Source organism: Paenibacillus sp. RC84, from assembly GCF_041260495.1.
Taxonomy (GTDB): Bacteria; Bacillota; Bacilli; order Paenibacillales; family NBRC-103111; genus Paenibacillus_F.
Genome location: NZ_JBGBYL010000002.1, coordinates 630,088 through 647,025 on the forward strand (window position 1 = coordinate 630,088; position 16,938 = coordinate 647,025).

17 protein-coding genes are annotated in these 16,938 nt (G+C 54.5%); 4 read left to right on the top strand and 13 right to left on the bottom strand.

Annotated features, from left to right (window positions below; all coding sequences use genetic code 11):
- Positions 1-2: 2 nt before the first annotated feature.
- A complete protein-coding gene (locus tag ABH899_RS06620) occupies positions 3-335 on the bottom strand; it encodes a hypothetical protein (protein WP_009675006.1) in 333 nt (110 codons plus the stop codon).
- 164 nt (positions 336-499) lie between these two features.
- Here ABH899_RS06620 and ABH899_RS06625 point away from each other — a divergent pair, with 164 nt between their 5' ends.
- Positions 500-1,372, top strand: a complete 873-nt coding sequence (locus tag ABH899_RS06625; RefSeq protein ID WP_483312615.1) for a DUF92 domain-containing protein — start codon at positions 500-502, stop codon at positions 1,370-1,372.
- Between the two features lie 130 nt (positions 1,373-1,502).
- Here the strand turns inward: ABH899_RS06625 and ABH899_RS06630 are convergent, their stop codons facing one another.
- The 5 genes from ABH899_RS06630 to ABH899_RS06650 form a co-directional block, all read right to left on the bottom strand.
- A complete protein-coding gene (locus ABH899_RS06630) occupies positions 1,503-1,892 on the bottom strand; it encodes a LapA family protein (protein ID WP_369995005.1) in 390 nt (129 codons plus the stop codon).
- A gap of 80 nt (positions 1,893-1,972) precedes the next feature.
- Complete coding sequence (gene pepF, locus ABH899_RS06635; protein ID WP_369995155.1) at positions 1,973-3,763, bottom strand: oligoendopeptidase F; 1,791 nt, start codon at positions 3,761-3,763, stop codon at positions 1,973-1,975.
- A gap of 236 nt (positions 3,764-3,999) precedes the next feature.
- Entirely contained in the window at positions 4,000-4,188 is a 189-nt protein-coding gene (locus ABH899_RS06640; RefSeq protein ID WP_009675025.1) for a hypothetical protein, read from the bottom strand.
- A gap of 160 nt (positions 4,189-4,348) precedes the next feature.
- Positions 4,349-5,185 (bottom strand): TerC family protein, encoded by an 837-nt coding sequence (locus ABH899_RS06645; protein ID WP_369995008.1) that lies wholly within the window; start codon positions 5,183-5,185, stop codon positions 4,349-4,351.
- A gap of 322 nt (positions 5,186-5,507) precedes the next feature.
- The gene (locus ABH899_RS06650; RefSeq protein ID WP_036740500.1) at positions 5,508-5,741 is read right to left on the bottom strand and encodes a hypothetical protein; all 234 of its coding nucleotides are present in this window, start codon (positions 5,739-5,741) and stop codon (positions 5,508-5,510) included.
- A gap of 275 nt (positions 5,742-6,016) precedes the next feature.
- On the opposite strand from ABH899_RS06650, the gene ABH899_RS06655 reads away from it, so the two are divergent.
- Positions 6,017-6,733, top strand: a complete 717-nt coding sequence (locus tag ABH899_RS06655; protein WP_369995010.1) for a class I SAM-dependent methyltransferase — start codon at positions 6,017-6,019, stop codon at positions 6,731-6,733.
- An 88-nt stretch (positions 6,734-6,821) separates the two neighbouring features.
- Positions 6,822-7,019: a cold shock domain-containing protein gene (locus ABH899_RS06660; RefSeq protein WP_009675016.1), complete on the top strand. Its 198-nt coding sequence runs from the start codon at positions 6,822-6,824 to the stop codon at positions 7,017-7,019.
- A 111-nt stretch (positions 7,020-7,130) separates the two neighbouring features.
- Here the strand turns inward: ABH899_RS06660 and ABH899_RS06665 are convergent, their stop codons facing one another.
- Positions 7,131-7,760, bottom strand: coding sequence for a TetR/AcrR family transcriptional regulator (locus ABH899_RS06665; protein WP_369995013.1), 630 nt, complete (start codon positions 7,758-7,760; stop codon positions 7,131-7,133).
- A gap of 258 nt (positions 7,761-8,018) precedes the next feature.
- Here ABH899_RS06665 and ABH899_RS06670 point away from each other — a divergent pair, with 258 nt between their 5' ends.
- Positions 8,019-10,262: an MMPL family transporter gene (locus ABH899_RS06670; RefSeq protein ID WP_369995015.1), complete on the top strand. Its 2,244-nt coding sequence runs from the start codon at positions 8,019-8,021 to the stop codon at positions 10,260-10,262.
- A 91-nt stretch (positions 10,263-10,353) separates the two neighbouring features.
- Here the strand turns inward: ABH899_RS06670 and ABH899_RS06675 are convergent, their stop codons facing one another.
- From ABH899_RS06675 to ABH899_RS06700, 6 genes are all read right to left on the bottom strand, one after another.
- Positions 10,354-11,178 (bottom strand): GNAT family N-acetyltransferase, encoded by an 825-nt coding sequence (locus tag ABH899_RS06675; protein ID WP_369995017.1) that lies wholly within the window; start codon positions 11,176-11,178, stop codon positions 10,354-10,356.
- Between the two features lie 115 nt (positions 11,179-11,293).
- A complete protein-coding gene (locus ABH899_RS06680) occupies positions 11,294-11,941 on the bottom strand; it encodes a nitroreductase family protein (protein ID WP_009675022.1) in 648 nt (215 codons plus the stop codon).
- Between the two features lie 143 nt (positions 11,942-12,084).
- Positions 12,085-13,182 (bottom strand): efflux RND transporter periplasmic adaptor subunit, encoded by a 1,098-nt coding sequence (locus ABH899_RS06685; protein WP_009675005.1) that lies wholly within the window; start codon positions 13,180-13,182, stop codon positions 12,085-12,087.
- A 17-nt stretch (positions 13,183-13,199) separates the two neighbouring features.
- Positions 13,200-14,597, bottom strand: a complete 1,398-nt coding sequence (locus ABH899_RS06690; RefSeq protein WP_009675023.1) for an ABC transporter permease — start codon at positions 14,595-14,597, stop codon at positions 13,200-13,202.
- Positions 14,594-15,376 carry an ABC transporter ATP-binding protein gene (locus ABH899_RS06695; RefSeq protein ID WP_218229516.1) on the bottom strand — a complete coding sequence of 261 codons (783 nt, stop codon included), beginning with the start codon at positions 15,374-15,376 and terminating at the stop codon, positions 14,594-14,596. Before ABH899_RS06695 ends, ABH899_RS06690 begins: the two co-directional genes overlap by 4 nt.
- Positions 15,369-16,571 (bottom strand): MFS transporter, encoded by a 1,203-nt coding sequence (locus ABH899_RS06700; RefSeq protein WP_483312612.1) that lies wholly within the window; start codon positions 16,569-16,571, stop codon positions 15,369-15,371. The genes ABH899_RS06695 and ABH899_RS06700 overlap by 8 nt, the downstream gene beginning before the upstream one ends.
- Between the last annotated feature and the right edge of the window lie 367 nt (positions 16,572-16,938).

The following is a 16,938-nucleotide window of genomic DNA, read 5'->3' on the forward strand; positions in this document are numbered from 1 at the left end:
ATTTAGCGGGAAGCTTCTTCCTCGCGTTCGTTCTGAATCGGGTCGGGAAGTAGGCCTTCTTCCGTGAGGTCCTCGTTGGTTTTCATGCCTTCCATGTCTTTGCCGAGCTGTTTGATTTCATCCATGTTCGGCGCCATCGAGCCGTTCATGACCTCATTGATATCGCGATTCGCGGAATTTTGCTTGGCGTCGTGATATTCATGTTCTTTTACGGATTCGAGATCTTCATTCTCATATTTACGGACGTTATTTTTCTGATTGGTGTAGGGGTTGTGCTTATTTTCATCCGTAATCGGGTTGATGTCCTCGTTCGGTTTGTTTTGGTTGGTTTCCATGATTAAAATCTCCCCTCATAAACGAATGTGTGATACGGGATCTACCCTTATTTTTACCCGAAATACGGAAAACGAAACCCGCGGTTTGCAGCCGCCGGCTTTTGCAGGCAGTGCTTTGCCTTGCTCGGATGATTGAAAGAAGGGGAGATGAGAGAATGTCGGGAATGGATGTGGGGATAGGACTGCTGGGAAGCATCCTGGTGGCGGGGGCCGCTTATTCGAAGCGCTCCCTGACAGCGTCGGGTGCGGCCGCGGCGGTTGTCTTGGGCACGCTGATGTATTCGCTCGGCTCGGCCGCCTGGTTCGGCACCCTGATCGCGTTTTTTGTTGCCTCGACGCTGCTGTCCAAGTACAAGCACAAGCGAAAAGCGGCCATCGAATCGGGCTACGCCAAAAGCGGCAACCGGGACGCCGGACAAGTGGCCGCAAACGGGGGGCTGGGGCTTCTGCTCTGCATCGGCTCGGTGATCGCCCCTCATCCCGCCTGGTGGGCCGCTTTCGTAGGCGTTATGGCCGCCGTCACGGCCGATACCTGGGCCACGGAAATCGGCGGGCTGAGCCGGACCGCTCCCCGCTCCATCCTGACGGGGCGCAAAGTCGCCCCCGGCACGTCCGGCGGGGTCACCGCGCTCGGGCTGCTCGCGACTTGCGCGGGCGGGCTCTTCATCGGCGCGGCGGCGTGGCTGCTGGCCAGGCTGGGGAGCGGCGCCGTCACGGGAGCGTCCGGCCAGCAGGCGGCCGCCGTGCTGACCGCCGGAGCGCAGCATCCGCTGGAGACGCTGCTGCCGCTGCTTGCGGCGGGTCTGGCCGGCGGCCTCGCCGGATCGCTGTCCGATTCGCTGATCGGCGCGAAGTGGCAGGCGATGTACCGCTGCGCCGTGTGCGGCCGCGACATCGAGCGCGGCTCGCACTGCGGCTCGCCCGCCGAGCCGCTGCGGGGCTTCGCCTGGATGACGAACGATGCCGTGAACGTCATCGGTTCGCTCTTCGGCGGCGCCGCGGCGCTTGCGGCGGTCCTGCTCGCAGGCTGGCTGTGAACAGCCTGGGAGCCGCTGCCGGAGTTTCCGGCCGCGGCAGCAAACTCCGGCCCAACGCGCCGAAACATGAAAAAAACCTCCATCCCGGCAGGCCTTAACGCCCGCATGGATGGAGGTTTTTCGTTTTGTCTTACAGCGCGCCGGAGTTGTTCTTGCCGAATTCTTTCTGGACGGGAGATTCCTCGCCCGGCAGACGATCTTCGTAAGAAGCGGAAGCGGCTTCTGCGGCGGCAGTGCCCGGAAGCACTTCCGTATCGGCCGGAACGGCGGATACCTTGAGCTGTTTGCGAAGCTCCTTGATTTCCTTCTGCATCTGTACCTGACGCAAAATGCCGAACAGGCCGACGATAAGTCCGCCGAGAACGGTGGAAATCACGATGACCAGAATGAGGGGCGCGTTCGTTTCCATAAACACGAAATTGACACGAACCTGATCCATGTTCACCACCGCGAAAACCGTCGTAATAAGGGCAAAAATAAGAGCGCCGATCAACAGCCATTGAATACGGTTCGATTTCATGGAAAATCTCTCCTTTAAACCGGCAAAAAGGCCGTGAAACCGTTCATCGGCCTTTAAGCTCGGGGTAAAGTCCGCGTGAATTACTTCGTCAGCTCTTCCATCTGATCAAGCACGGAAGCGAATACGCTCATCGCCTGCTTGATCGGTTCTGGAGTTGACATGTCCACGCCGGCTTTTTTCAGAATGTTGATGGAATAGTCGCTTCCACCGCTCTTCAAGAATCCGAGGTAGCGTTCGACGGCAGGCTGGCCTTCGTCGAGAATCTGTTTGGAGAAACTCGTGGCAGCGGAGAAGCCCGTCGCATATTTATACACATAGAAGCTGTTATAGAAGTGTGGAATACGCGCCCATTCCATTTCGATATCTTTGTCCACTACCATTTCTTTACCATGATAGAGGGTATTCAAATCATAATAGATTTTGCTGAACTCCTGTGCCGTAAGCGATTCGCCTTTTTCCATCTTCTCGTGCGTGATTTTCTCAAACTCGGCGAACATGGTCTGGCGGAATACGGTCGTACGGAACTGATCGGCATAGTAAGTAAGCAGGTACAGCTTCTTCTTAGGATCGTCCGTATGCTTCAGCAGGTAGTCCATCAGAAGCGCTTCGTTGAGCGTGGAAGCCACTTCGGCCAGGAAAATCGTGTACTGGGCGTCCCGGTACGGCTGATTTTCATCCGACAGGTACGAATGGATCGCGTGACCCATTTCATGCGCCAGCGTAAACATGCTGTTCAGGTTCTCTTTGTGATTGAGCAGCACGTACGGGTGCGTGCCGTAAGCGCCCCAGCTGTAGGCGCCGCTGCGCTTGTTCTGGTTTTCGTAAATATCGATCCAGCCGTCCTTGTAGCCTTTTTCCAGCGTTTCCACGTAGGATTTGCCGAGCGGAGCCAGGCTTTCCTTAATCGTTTCTTTCGCTTCGTCGTAGGTGACCTTCATCTTGAGATCGTCTACAAGCGGGACGAACAGGTCGTACATGTGAAGCTCGTCGAGTTTGAGCAGCTTCTTGCGCAGCTTCATGTAGCGCTGGAGAAGCGGAAGCGATTCGTGAATCGTTTCGATCAGATTCGTGTACACTTCCGGTTTGATGTTGTCGCCGAAAAGGGACATCTCAAGAACGGACGGATATTTACGAGCCTGCGAATAAAAAATGTTCTTATTGATGTTGGACGAAAGCGTGGCGGCTATCGTGTTTTTCTGCTTGGCATACGTCTCGTAAACGGCTTTGAAAGCTTGTTCGCGCACCTCGCGGTCCCGGCTTTCGAGGAACTGGATGTAGCTTCCGTGTGTCAGCTCGGCTTCCTCGCCGTTCTCGTTCTTCACCTTCGGAAATTTCATGTCCGCATTGTTGATCATGCCGAAAATGTTGCTCGGAGCGCCGGACATATTGCCGGCCATCGCCAGCAGCGCTTCTTCTTCCTTGGACAGCACGTGAGGCTTCTGGCGGATCATTTCTTCCAGCGTCGTTTTGTATGGCGCCAGATCCTTGTTCTCCACGAGCGCCTTTAACTGCTCCTCGGAGAGGCTGACGATTTCCGGAGAGATGAAAGAGAGCGCCTGGCTCACTTCCACGCTGAGCTTCTGGGCTTTATCCGACAGAGCCTGGTAGGTAGGGTCCGTCATATCCTCGTGGTGCTTCATGTTGGAATACACGTATAGTCTTTCGGTATGTAGAGAAATATCGTCCTCCAGCTCGAAGCATTGCTTCACAGCGGCAGGATCGCTTAACTTGCCATGAAACTGGCCGATTTTGCCCAGCGCTTCTTTCGTTTCGTTGTATTCTTTGTTCCAGGCTTCTTGATTGGCGAAAAGATCCTCCAGCTTCCAGCGGTGCTCGGCCGGGACGTCTTTACGAACGGGAATTTGGTTCATGGGAACCCTCCTGACAGATGATTTCGGATTGGCGGCCGAATGCGCGCCGCTGCCGGGAACCAGCGTGGACGCGAGCAATCCGGCCATAAGGGCGATCGGTAAGAGGCGCATACGGTTTCACGCTCCCCAGACGGATTTTCCCAGTTGACTTTTCGGGAATCCCGTCTAGTATGACCGATCGGAAGATTAATTATCATTATAGGGGAATGCGTTTGGGAAGTAAATTCGCCCGCGTTTTACCCCGCCATTCCTAATTTAAACAGAGATACGACCACCAGCGAAAAAGAACAGACCACCAGGATCAGCGCGAAAATGGCCATCGGCCTGCGCAGCTGCTCCGGTATGCGGTTGCGCGAATAAAGCACAAGCAGCGCGAAAGCGAAGCCCGCGATGATAAAGAGCAGTACATCATTTGAAATCCCCAAAATACGTTCACCTCTTGCCATTAAGCATTTTAACTAGTATGCCATACAACTTCGCCTCATGCGGGCGATTTCCCTCTTTTGCCGGCTGACGCGCAAAACCCGCCGGCCTTTCAGCGGAAAGGGGCGGGTCCGGTAGTTACTCGGTATACGGAGCCGGTCGTCAGCCGGCGGATTTAACGGATTTCGGATCATTGTCCGGTCCGACCTTGACGAAGACGAGACGGCCGCTCGGGTCCGACTGCACGGTGAACCGGTCTTCCGGTGCGATGTTGGCTTGGTGGCCCACATGCTTGGGAAGCGTTAGCTGGCCGCGGTCGTTGATTTTAACGGAATATCCCGACATTTTCACGACATAACCGGTCACGAGCACCCCGACGATAACGACGGCGATAAAGAGCCATTTTACAAGCGGGTTAGCGGAGAAATATCCGTGCATAATGAAATGCTCTTCGGTTAGCATTTTAGCTGCGGTATAGGCGAGCACCCCGGAACCGATGTACATGACAATCGGAAACCGGTCGACGACTTTAATGAAAATGGTGCTTCCCCAGACGACGATCGGCACGCTGACCAGCAGTCCGATAATGACGAGGCCGATATGGCCGTGAGCCGCACCGGCAATCGCAATCACGTTGTCGATGCCCATTGCCGCGTCGGCCGCGATAATGGTAGTGATCGCGGCTCCGACCGTATTTTTAGCCGCGATATTGTCATGATCGCTTTTATCCGTGAGAAGCTTGAGCGCGATCCAGACCAGCAGCAGTCCGCCTACGAAGAGCAGGCCGGGAATTTGAAGTAGATACACAACGAGAACGGTCGCGACTACGCGGATACCGACCGCACCTGCAGTCCCCCAAAGGATGACCCGCTTCTGCAGGTTCTTGGGTACGTTTTTGGCAGCCATCCCGATGACGATGGCGTTGTCTCCCGCTAACACGAGATCGATGATAATGATGTTGAGCAAGGTAAGCAAGGATGCTGTTGAGAACCAGTCCATGATAGTGAGTTCACTCCTTCATCTTAAAATAGGGTTTGCAAGTCAGGGACTTCTAATTCGGCGGCAGCCTACAAAAAAAATGCCTTACCGAATTATCCGGTAAAGGCATTTTTCTCCAGCGAAGAAGAAAAGACCTTTACCAGCGTGCTGGCAAAGGTCTTGCTAACAACTTTCGTTGCCAATAAAGCCGGGGCTGTTGTCCAACCCGAACTGACGACTTTACTGTAGAAGCTACTCCCCTTTGACTGTCCCGTACATTTAGTTTTCTGTGCTCAGTATACCGCGCGTGTCGCAAATCCGTCAAGACATTTGTTCGCCTGTTTCAGACGTTGCGGAAAGCTTCCATCATGGCGTCATATTCTTCGTCGGTTCCTTCGAACGAATCCCGCGGGAATCTTTCCTGAGCCCAATGCATCAAAGCCGGCCGGCTGAGAAAAGTATGGGTGTCTTCGCCCCATTGGTCCGAAATTTCCCTGGCGACAAGCCGGGAACCGTTCACTTCAACCGTAACCATATTCCATTTGTCTCTTTTGAAGATGACATGTTTTTTTATCACGTGTGACATGAGAATTCTCCTTTAATCTGGTTTGAAGGATGAGGGACGAATATAAAGGTAAGAATGCCCCAACCGCTTGCATCTTACTTTAGCATAAGGGATTAAAAATTTCACTAGCTTGAACCGGGCGGAGGTGGTACAATACATTCAATCTTTATGGGAAAAGTTGGATGAGGCAGATAGAGAGCCGCCGTCACTTATCCGTAAAGTCCCGTCCGCAGCGACGGAAAATCAGTTTAGTTGAGATGAGCCGAGAAGAGGAGAGTGCAGTTGGGATGGAGACAAAGCGCTTTTATGAGCAGACGGGTGTCGCTATGACATGCCGTAATTTCGAGGAATACGTCCGGATGTTTGACTTGGAGCCGGAAAAGCTGCGCGGCAAGCGCGTGCTGGATACCGGCGCCGGCGCTTCGGCATTTACGGCCGAGGCTTCCCGCAGGGAAATCAAGGCCAGTGCGGCAGATCCCCTGTATGCGATGGGGCCTTCGGAAATCGAAGGGCTGGGTCTGGAGGAGATCGACCGGTTTATTGCCAAGCTGACGGAGAGAAGGCACATGTACAATTGGGATTTCTACGGGGGGCCCGAGTTATTAAAGAAACTGCGCAAACAATCATTCGCGGATTTCGCCGCCGATTATGCGAATCCCGCTTCCCGCGAAGAGAGATACACGGCGGCTTCGCTGCCGGAGCTTCCGCATTCGGAAGGCGAGTTCGATCTTGTGCTGTGCAGCCACTTCCTGTTTCTGTACGGAGAGCAGTTCAGTCCCGAATTTCACCTTCAGGCGATGAGAGAACTGCTGAGGGTTTGTAAACCAGGCGGAGAAGTGCGGATTTATCCGCTGCTGACATTCGGCGGAGAGCTGTATCCTCAGCTTCCCGAGCTGCTGGCAGAGCTCGCCGGAGAGGGCGTCAGCGCCGTATATAGGCCGACGCGGCTCGCTTTTATCCCGGGTTCGAGGGACTACTTGACTTTGCATAAAGTTGCGGATTGACCCCTTTCTGGCAGTTGAACTGGCAGACAAAGGATGATATAATATCCATATTCGCCATAGATGGCGATACATTTAGGAGGTTGTTCACTTGAAAGGTACAGTTAAATGGTTTAACGCAGAGAAGGGCTATGGCTTCATCCAAGTAGAAGGCGGCGAAGACGTATTCGTTCATTTTTCCGCTATTCAAGGCGATGGATTCAAAACTCTTGACGAAGGCCAAGAAGTAGAATTCGAGATCACGGATGGTAACCGCGGTCCTCAAGCAGCTAACGTCACCAAGTTATAAGATCCAGGGATAACCACCTTCTTATAAATAGTGTCATAGCAAACCAAGACAGCTCCCGATCGAAAGATTGGGAACTGTCTTTTTTGCGGTCTGAATTCGTACCTAACCGGCTCATGCGGGACTGTTGCCGATTCCGTCCCAGAGCATGCTGACGATTTTGTCGGCGGCGAGCCGCTTGTCGGGGTAGGTAAACGTCCCGTCGGGCTGTTTGCTGTGTCCGATCATAAGCAGGGCCATGTAAGATCGTGCCGCGAGCCAGCAATCCGCGGTGCCGATTTCGCCCTTGTCCGAAGCTTCGGCGAACGCGTCGGCCAGTGCTTCCAGAAGCTGATGCTCCGCTTTCCGCATATTTTCCGTCTGCTCGGGAGTGAGGACGGTTTCGATTTTGTTCATAAAGCCTTCGAAATCGAAGCTTGTCGTGGCTTGAAGGTGATTGTAAGTGACTTCCAGCAGCCGTTCCCGGAGAGGAAGGGGCTTCTGGAGAATTTTCAGCGTGGCCGCACGCACCACATTCATAAGCCGGATCGTCGATTCGGTGAGCAGCACGGCTTTGGACGGAAAATAATAATAGACCGACGCTTTGGTGACGCCGCTCGCTCTCGCTATATCGTCCATGGAAACGGCATCATATCCGCTGCGGATAAATTCGTGCATGGCTATCTGGAGAATCCGGTCGGAAACGGGGGCCGCCTGCTCGCTGGAACGGGGCCTTCCGGGAGATTTTCGGGAAGTGGATGACATTGGCAGTGTTCCTTTCAAAACGGGAATCTGAGAAGCTCATTAAAGAGTAGTATACCACAAACCGGGACCTGACCTTTCTTAAAGCAACCGTGGCAGGGGACTCGCAATTCCAAAAAACAGGCAGGAAAAAAGGAAACGGAAAATTTCTGGTTGATTAATTAACTAACCAGTATATATAATTATAACGAAAATGAATGTTTTTCGTCTATAGAGGGCACGTACAGCTTTACTATCCGGATAAAAGGAGAGAACGTCTCAATGAAATCATCGTCCTTTATGGAGGGAATGCTTTCCCGTGTTGCGGGTCCCAGAAGCAAATGGGTTACGGTAGCAGTCTGGATCGTGCTGACCGTTCTGCTCAGCGCTCTGTGGCCGGGCGTCAACAGTCAGGAAAATAACGCGGCGGACCAGCTTCCCGCGGATTCGCTCTCCGTGCAGGCCGCGGCGCTCGAGAAAGAGCAGTTTCCCGCAAGCGGCGGGGTCCCGGCGCTGGTGGTCTTTTACCGGCAGGCCGGACTGACCGAAGGTGATCTTGGCGCCCTGCAGAAAATAGCGGGCCGGCTGACGGAAACGCCGCTTCCGGAGCAGGCTTCGGTAGCTCCTTTTGACAAGCTGCCTTTACCGGCTCTGAAGCAGTCCGTGAGCAAAGACGGGACCACCATCGTGCTGCCGGTCTCGTTTAAAGAAAAAACGGAAACCAAGGTGCTCAAGGAAAGTGCGGCAAAGCTCAAAGAGATATCCGCCGCCGTGACGGGAAGCGATCCTTTTGCGGTTAAAGACCTGAAAGGGGAAGGCCTGATCGCGCGCATTACCGGTCCAGTCGGAATTTCCATGGATGCGAACGATTTGTTCAAAGGAGCGGATTTCTCGCTGCTGATGGCGACGGTCATTCTCGTGCTCGTGCTGCTGATTCTGCTTTACCGGTCGCCCGTTATGGCGATTGTGCCGCTTGTCGGGGTGGCCTTCGCTTACGGCGTTATTTCGCCGATACTCGGAAAGCTGGCGCAGCTTGGCTGGATCGTGGTGGATGCGCAGTCTATTTCTATTATGACGGTGCTGCTTTTCGGAGCGGGAACGGACTATTGCCTGTTTTTTGCAACCCGGTACCGGACGGCGCTTCTGGAGCACGAGAATAAGCACCTCGCCGTGAAAGAAGCGCTGCTCGGTTCGGGCGGTGCGATCGGGATGAGCGGGCTGACGGTTATCGTTTCGATGCTGGCGCTGCTTTTCGCCAAATACGGGGCCAACCACCGGTTTGCCATCCCGTTCTCTCTGGCCGTGTTTATCATGGCCGCAGCGAGCGTAACGCTAGTGCCGGCGATTCTGGGCATTCTGGGACGTAAGTCTTTCTATCCGTTTGCTCCGCTTACGCCGGAACAGAGAGTCGTGAAGGAAGCGAAGCGGGGAAAACCCGTCCGCGGACAGCGGGCCGTCGGTCGTATGAGCGAAACTTTGGGGCGGATGGTGACGGAAAAGCCGAAGACGATTCTGGTCGTAAGCCTTGTTGCGCTGATTGCACTGGCGGGGGTTTCGTCGCAGATCAAATATACCTTTAATCTGCTTTCCTCTTTTCCGGAAACGATGCCGTCCAGAGAAGGGTTTACGCTCCTTTCGGAACACTATTCTCCGGGGACTCTGGCTCCGGCCAAAGTGATGGTGGACACGGAAGGGAATAAGGTGGACGCTGGAGCCAGACTGAAGGCACTCTCTTTTGTGGACTCCGTCTCGGAACCTGTAAAAGGGAAAACGAATCCCGACATCGTAGCTTACGATGTGCTGTTCAAGGATGATCCGTTCGAGCTGGAATCGATTCATCACATTCCGGATCTGTATGCGGCGGCGGAAGCTTCCCTTCAAGATGCGGGAGTTGCGAACGCCGGCTCCCATGTGAGGGTGTCGGGACAAACCGCCGAGCAGTACGACACCGAGAATGTGACGAGCAAGGACACGAAGGTGGTTATCCCGATTGTAATCGGGATCATCGCGCTGCTGCTTCTCGTCTATCTCCGTTCGCTCGTTGCGATGGTCTATCTGATGGCCACCGTTCTGCTGTCTTACTTCTCGGCTCTTGGAGCCGGCTGGCTTATTTTGCACACGTTCTTCGGAACCGAAGCGATTCAGGGGCTGATTCCGCTTTACGCGTTCGTGTTCCTGGTCGCTTTGGGCGAAGATTATAATATTTTCATGGTGTCGGGGATATGGAAAGCAAGCAAAACGCACAAGCTGAAAGAAGCGATCCGGCTTGGCGTGAGCTCGACGAGCAGCGTGATCACTTCGGCCGGACTGATTCTGGCAGGCACGTTTGCGGTACTGTCCGTGCTGCCGATTCAGGTGCTCGTGCAGTTCGGCGTGATCTGTGCGGTCGGCGTTCTGCTGGACACATTCATCGTCCGTCCGTTCCTTGTGCCGACGATCACGCTTCTGCTCGGCAGAGCGGCCTTCTGGCCGGGCAAGCCGGGAACGCCGGCGGACGAGCGGAGCGCACCGCGGCCGGGAAATTGACACAAAAAAGGAGAGCAGCGGCATTAGCCGTTCCGCTCTCCTTTTTTGTGTACCGCGCCAGGGCTACCGCGCCAGGGCTACCGCGCCAGGGCTACTCGCCCAAAGCGCTCCAGACGGCGCGCGTATAAGCGAGCCTCATGCCGGCGCGCTCCATGTTGTTCTGGCTCACGCTGCCGAAGGCGGCCTGTGCGGCCACTAGCCGGCAGCCTCGTTTGGCCGCCTCATGCATGCGTACCTGCAGCATAGCGCTGTGCAGGCCGCGGCCCCTGTGCTGCGGCATCGTCGCGGCCAGGGTGAATGAGGCGATGTCGCCGTCGATGTGCATCACACTGACTCCGGCCGGCTCGTCGTTTACATAGCCCACGTATATATGCCATCCCGGCCGGTTAAGCAGAACGATGTTGTTGTCGATGAAATGCTGCTTTGCGCTAATATCCATCCCTGTTCCCACGCAGTGCAGTTCCCCGTATAGGTCGAACCGGTCTGCCGACGTGATCGGCTCAATCCGGATGTGAGGCGGAAGCATGGGAGCGATAGGTTCCGGCAGGCCGTACATATAAGCATGAAAGCTTTCCTGATAAAAGCCTTGTCGTGCCAGCGCGTATGTAACGGACTTGTCCGCTTTGCCGGGAGTGAGCTCGAACGTGCAGGAACGGCCGTATTCCGCGTAAAAACGGAGAATCGCCCCGAGTTCTCCGACATCACCGGAACTCAGGCCCCTGACGGTATTGAACAAGGGCCAGGGCATATGCTCCGTGCAAACCGCGCTTGTATGACCGAACCGCACCGTGTGAACGCCCATCGGGTTGCCTTCGCGGCTGCCGATGGCTTCTATGCGTGAAGTCCAGAAAGCTGTTTCCGCCTGCTCCAGGCGCTTTACAAGTTCTTGTGTAAGTACGGGTAATTGTGCCATCATACCGCCTCCTGAAGTTCATTACGGGGTGAACATAAAAAGAAAACGTGAAAAGAAAGCCTCCCGGTTTCCGGCTTGGAAAGGGGAGGCTTTGAAAGTTTACTTGCGTTTGGACCGGTCAGTTGATGATTTCGAGTATCTCATCCACTTCTTTACGGGCCAGCTTGCCCGGACGCTCCTGCGGATGACCGAGGGCGATGACCATGTTGACCTGCGCTTCTTCCGGAATCGGGAGAAGCTCGCGGAGCCTGTGCTGGGCAAGGAGGACCGGTCCGGTCATGGGACAAGTCGCCAAGCCGCGCGCATGAGCGGCAAGCATCAGGTTCTGGGCGGCGAGGCAGGAGCTCTTGATGCCTTCTTCATCCCAGACGGAGTTTTCCACAAGCTTGATCGGGTCGAAAATGCGCTCGCGGAATTTGGACTCGTAAGGGGTGGCCAGGCAAATAATCAGCACGGGCGCGCCTGAGAACGCGGTCGCATACGGTCCGAAAGACTTGACGAGAAGGCGGCCTTCACGGGATAAGCCGCGTTCTTCGGCATCGGCCGCCCTTTTGTGAAGTTCTTCCCACGTAACGTCTTCGATCGTTTTGATGAGGTCGCCGTTCATGACGGCAATAAATTTCCATGTTTGTGAGTTTGTATCGCTCGGTGCGTATCTGGCGCAGTCAATCAGTTCGCGTACGTCCTCAACCGAGACAGGGTCTTCCGTGAATTTCCGGACGCTCCGTCTTTCGAGCACGACGGATTTGAAATCTTCATAGTTCATGCGTACAGTCCCTACTTTCCGCTGGTTCCTGGATACTGTCCTTAAGACTTGGTACTAATATCTTCTCCTAATTATAGTCCAAATCCGGCAGTTTGCATAGGGAAAGCCGATGACGGACAAGCGGTCCTTTCCGCCCGGAATGGTTACTGGAGGACGACGGTATCTCCTTCGTTCAAGCCGCTGACCACTTCGGTTTTATCGGCGGTTTCCATGCCGATTGTAATTTCTTTGCGCTCCACGCCGCCCGGTGTTTCAAGCATGACGAAATGCTTGTCTTTATCACGCTGTACGGCAAGGGTAGGAACGACAAGAGCGTCGGCCTTGCGGGCCGTTTCAATGGTGCCCGTTAAACTGAGTCCGGCAATAAGCCTGTCGTTGGGTTCCAAAGAGACGATGACTTCAAACTGGGCTGTGGCGGAGGTGGCCGCTTCCGTTCCCGATTTGGCGAATTTGGACACTTGTTTGACTTTGCCTTTCAGCGGAACGTCGGCAAGAGCATTGATCTTGACTTGGACCGGCATATCCGGCTTGATTTGAAAAACATCGAATTCTCCCACATAGCAGAGCAGCTCAAGCTTGGACAAATCGACAATTTTGCCGATCCGGTTATTGGCCTGAAGGGCCTGCGGAATTTTGGAAGAATCCTCGAAAAGAAAAATGCCGCTTTCCGGTGCTTTAAAATTCGCTTTGGCGAGCATTTTCTGTTTTTCTCCCAGCTGGTTCTGGGCCGTCTCGCGGTTCATGGTATTGAGCTGGGCCTGGACTTTGGCGCTTTCGGCATCGACATAGCGTTTCTTGGCGTCCGATTCCGACATGCCGTCGCCGGATTCGCCGGAACCTGCCGGAGCTTGGGCGGAACGTTCCTGGAATTTGGCGAGCTGCGCTTCCAGGTCCTGTTTTTTCAGGTTGGCCTGCATCTGAACGACTTCGGCATCGATGGCCGCACTGTCGAGGACGAAAAGAGAGTCGCCCTTTTTCACTTGAGCGCCTTCGGTTACGTTCCACTTCACGATATCCCCGCTGAACGGGGCGTGTACCCAGGTCTCTTTTTCATAAGATGATTTGCCTTTCACTTCAATGGAGCCGACCAGCTCTTCGCGGGTCACTTTGAAAGAAAGGGGATTGTTCATCGCCATATCGGCGGGATTAGGACCTGTTTGAGGATGGCTTTTTATGTATAAAAACGCGCTGATTCCTATGACGACAACCGCCGCCGCCAGTGCCCAAATTTTTTTCTTCATCGTTACCGTTTTCACTCCTATTCGCGTTTGATAGCTGTCAGGGCGTCGGTTTTGGACGCTTTCACAGCGGGATAGATACCTGAGAGAACCCCTGTCATGATGGCAAAGAAGAGACCGACGGGAAGAATCCAGGTGGATATAAACAAGATTTGGGAGTCTTCGCCCGCAGAATTTTTGCCCATCATGAAGGTTAGAGCGTTAATACCCCAGACGACCCAGTAGGACAGGAGAATGCCGAGAATTCCGCCCAGCAGCCCCAAGAGCGCCGACTCTACGATGAACATGTTGCGGATTTGCCTCAGATTCGCTCCAAGCACCTTCATGATGCCGATTTGACGTCGTCTCTGGTAGGTGGACATCGTCATGGCGACCACAATGGAAATGGAGGCGATGAACAGGACGAACAGTCCTACGCCGAGAAAGACGACCCGGATGATGACGAATTCTCCCTGCATTCTCTCTTCCTGATGAAGGTTGTTCTGGGTATTCAGGCGAAGCTTCTGAATCTGCTTGTCGACGGTTTCGATATGGCTCGAGTTCTCGACTTTAACCAGTACCTCCGAGTAGGATTCGCCCGCTCCCATCCGCTTGGCGGTTTCGCTGTCCGGCGGTGCCGAAGCTTTAATGGCTTCGCGGATTTGTTTGGCAAGAGCGTGGGAAATGTATCCCTTTTTGTCATACATAACCATGTTGCTGGGCACACTTTCCCCTTTTTTCAGGACGCCGGCGACCCGTACAGGGATTTGCGCCTGCGCTTTGCCTTTCGATGCGCTTGGGTGTTCCAGCGTCAGCGTAATCTTCTTCTGATAAAGAGATGTAGGGATTTTATCGAATTCCCGGAACGTTTCCCAGAGGGTCGGATCGTTCTGGTTCGCCCGCATTTGACGATCCCGGTTCTTCATGGTTTCCTCGTCGAGAAGACCCATGGTGGCACCGGGATTCAGAATAATCGTGTTTTCGATATCGGAAGGGCCGCCCTGCTGGAACTCGTGTCCGAACTTTTCGAGCGTATCCAGATCCGTGGCGACCAGCTCGAAACTGCCGATTTTGCCGTCGTCGAGCTTAAAGAAGAAGTGACCGACCTGCTGAAAGCTGGCGACGGCTTTGACGTGCGGCAGCGTCCGGATCAGATCGAGCTTCTGATTTGTAATGGAACCGGCAGCGGAGCCGGATTTGTCCGATGCGGAGCCCTCTGACCCCTGGTCTTGGCTCTGGTCGTTGCGGATCGTAATCTCATCGGTTTTCAGGTATGCTTTCATCTGCTGCTCGCTGTAATGAGAAGCGGATTCCCCTACGGCCAGGGCGACAACGATAGCGGCGGAACCGATGGAAATCCCGAGCGCACATAGAGCGGTGACGACTTTCCGTCGTTTGAGCTGATCCCAGCCGAGCCCCATGTAATCGCGCATCTTCATGGACGCTCACCTCCGGCTTGTCCGGCATGGAGGGGGGGCTCCGGCGCGATTGCAGGAGGAGCTTCATGGGCCAAGGCCGCCGCCGTCTCATCCTCACCGTGCAGGTAATCGCTGTCTTCGGCGAGCCGTCCGTCTTTCAGCTGAATGACCCGCTGCGTTCTGGCCGCCACTTCGCGTTCATGCGTGACGATGATGAACGTAAGCTGAAGCGTGCGGTTCAATTCGAGCAGCAGGTCGATGATCTCCTTCTCGGTCTTGGTGTCCAGATTCCCCGTAGGTTCGTCCGCGAAGACGACGGGAGGACGGGTGATCAGCGAACGCGCGATCGATACGCGCTGCTGTTGTCCGCCGGACAGTTGGGAGGGGAAGAGTTCCGTCTTCTCCGCCAGTCCGACCTGCGTAAGCAGACTCATGGCGCGCTCGCGCCGTTCGCCGGGCTTGACGCTTTGAAAGACGAGCGGAAGCTCGACGTTCTCCCGGACGGTTAAATGCGAGATGAGCTCATAGGATTGAAAAATAAATCCGATATGATGGCGCCGGAATTCGGCGAGCTTGTTTTCGCTCATGCGCTCGATCGGCTGTCCGTCGATCAGAATGCTGCCCTCCGTCGGCTTCATCAGTCCGGCCATCAGGTTGAGCAGTGTGGATTTACCGGAGCCGGAGCTTCCGAGCAGGGCTACGATTTCTCCTTTGTTCACGGTAAAATTGATGTCTTTCAACACCTGGGACTGTTCCGTACCGCTTAGAAAGGTATGCGAAAGCCCGCTTACCTCAAGCATGCGAATCCTCCTTTTTCGTTGAAATAGCAGTTAATCTGGCTTCCAGCGCGTTCAGACGGGCATGGAATACGAGGAAACCGGCCGCAGCCGCAACGGCAAGCCCGGATCCGATTCCGTAGAGGACCGTGCTTCCGTAATCCGCATAGATCAGGCCGCCGAATCTTCCGCTGATGATCCCGGCAAGGCCGGACCACGTAACGGCGAAAATAGCCTGGCCGGACGCTCTGTACTCATCCGGAATGATCTGGGCGAGGTAGCGCAGAGCCGTGACGAAGAAAATGCCGAAGGTCACGCTGTGCATAGTCTGCGCGAGCAGAACCCAGCCGGTATGATCCGACAGGCTGACGATCAGGAAGCGGATGGCGTACATAAATCCGGCAATGGCCAGAAGCGGCAGCTCTTTGTAGCGGTTCCCGTATTTGCCCAGCAGAAAAAACACCGGAATTTCGCTTAGTGACGAAAGCATCATCGCCGTGCCGACCGTCATGTCCGAGGCCCCCAGCTCGCGCAGATGCAGAGCCAGAAAGCCGTCATTGATCCGGTGCGAAATCGACATGATAAGGACGAGCAGAAGGAAGATCAGCAGCCGGGGGGAGCCGATCACTTTTCCCATGCCCTTAAAGTCCATTTTGCTGTAAGCAACCCGTGTATCGACCAGGCCGAAGGTGAAAATCAGCCCGATGACAATAACCGCTATACTTATAGACGAAGTAAGGCCGATATTAGTTTCTTTTATAAGGAGCCCGAAAAAAAGCGCCGAGAAAGCAAAGCCGATGGAGCCGAATATCCGGAAGGAGGAATAGCTCTTTCCCGTCTGGCTGGCATGCAGCAGGAGCTGGCTGTCGTTCAGGGATTGGGCGGGCTGCTGGAAGAAGTAAAACCCGGCCATCAAGGCGTAAAGCACGGTAAAGGAATCGGTTCCGAACATGGAGACGACAAAAACGAGCTGTCCGATATACAGGGTGATCATAATCGGCTTGATCTTCTGCAGCCGGTCGCTCGCGAATCCCCAGGCGAGGTTGGCAAAGATGCTGACCATCGGCCCGATGGAGTACAGCAGTCCGATTTCGGCTTTGGAATAGCCGCGCGAATCGAAGTAAAGAGGGAAAAATGAGGCGATTATGGCCATCATCATATAATAGGAAAACGTAAATCCCCGCAAGACGAAATCATTTTGTTTTTTCAAGGCGACCACCTGTCTTCGTTGTTCTGTAAAAAACGGAGGACGCCGTAAGGGCGTCCCCTATTCTTTCCATCCAGTATACGGAGGCCGCTGGCGGTGGCGCAATTGAGCATTTCACCGCTATCGGCAGTCGTTTGGAGAATAGGGGCGGCTGCTTATCCCGGTTGCTCCTATATGAACAAATCCGGTGCCATATCCCGGCACAGTGGCGTTATGGACCGTCCGATAGCCGTAAGGTCCTGTATGGACGCTCCGAAACCATGACAAAAGTCATATCCCGGTATAATTGGGATGGAGTAGGATGCGGGTAACGGCAGGGTGCAAGTTACCGTTAACTTGTAGTGGAAAGGTTACGGCGCCTCGTGATACATTAGAAGAT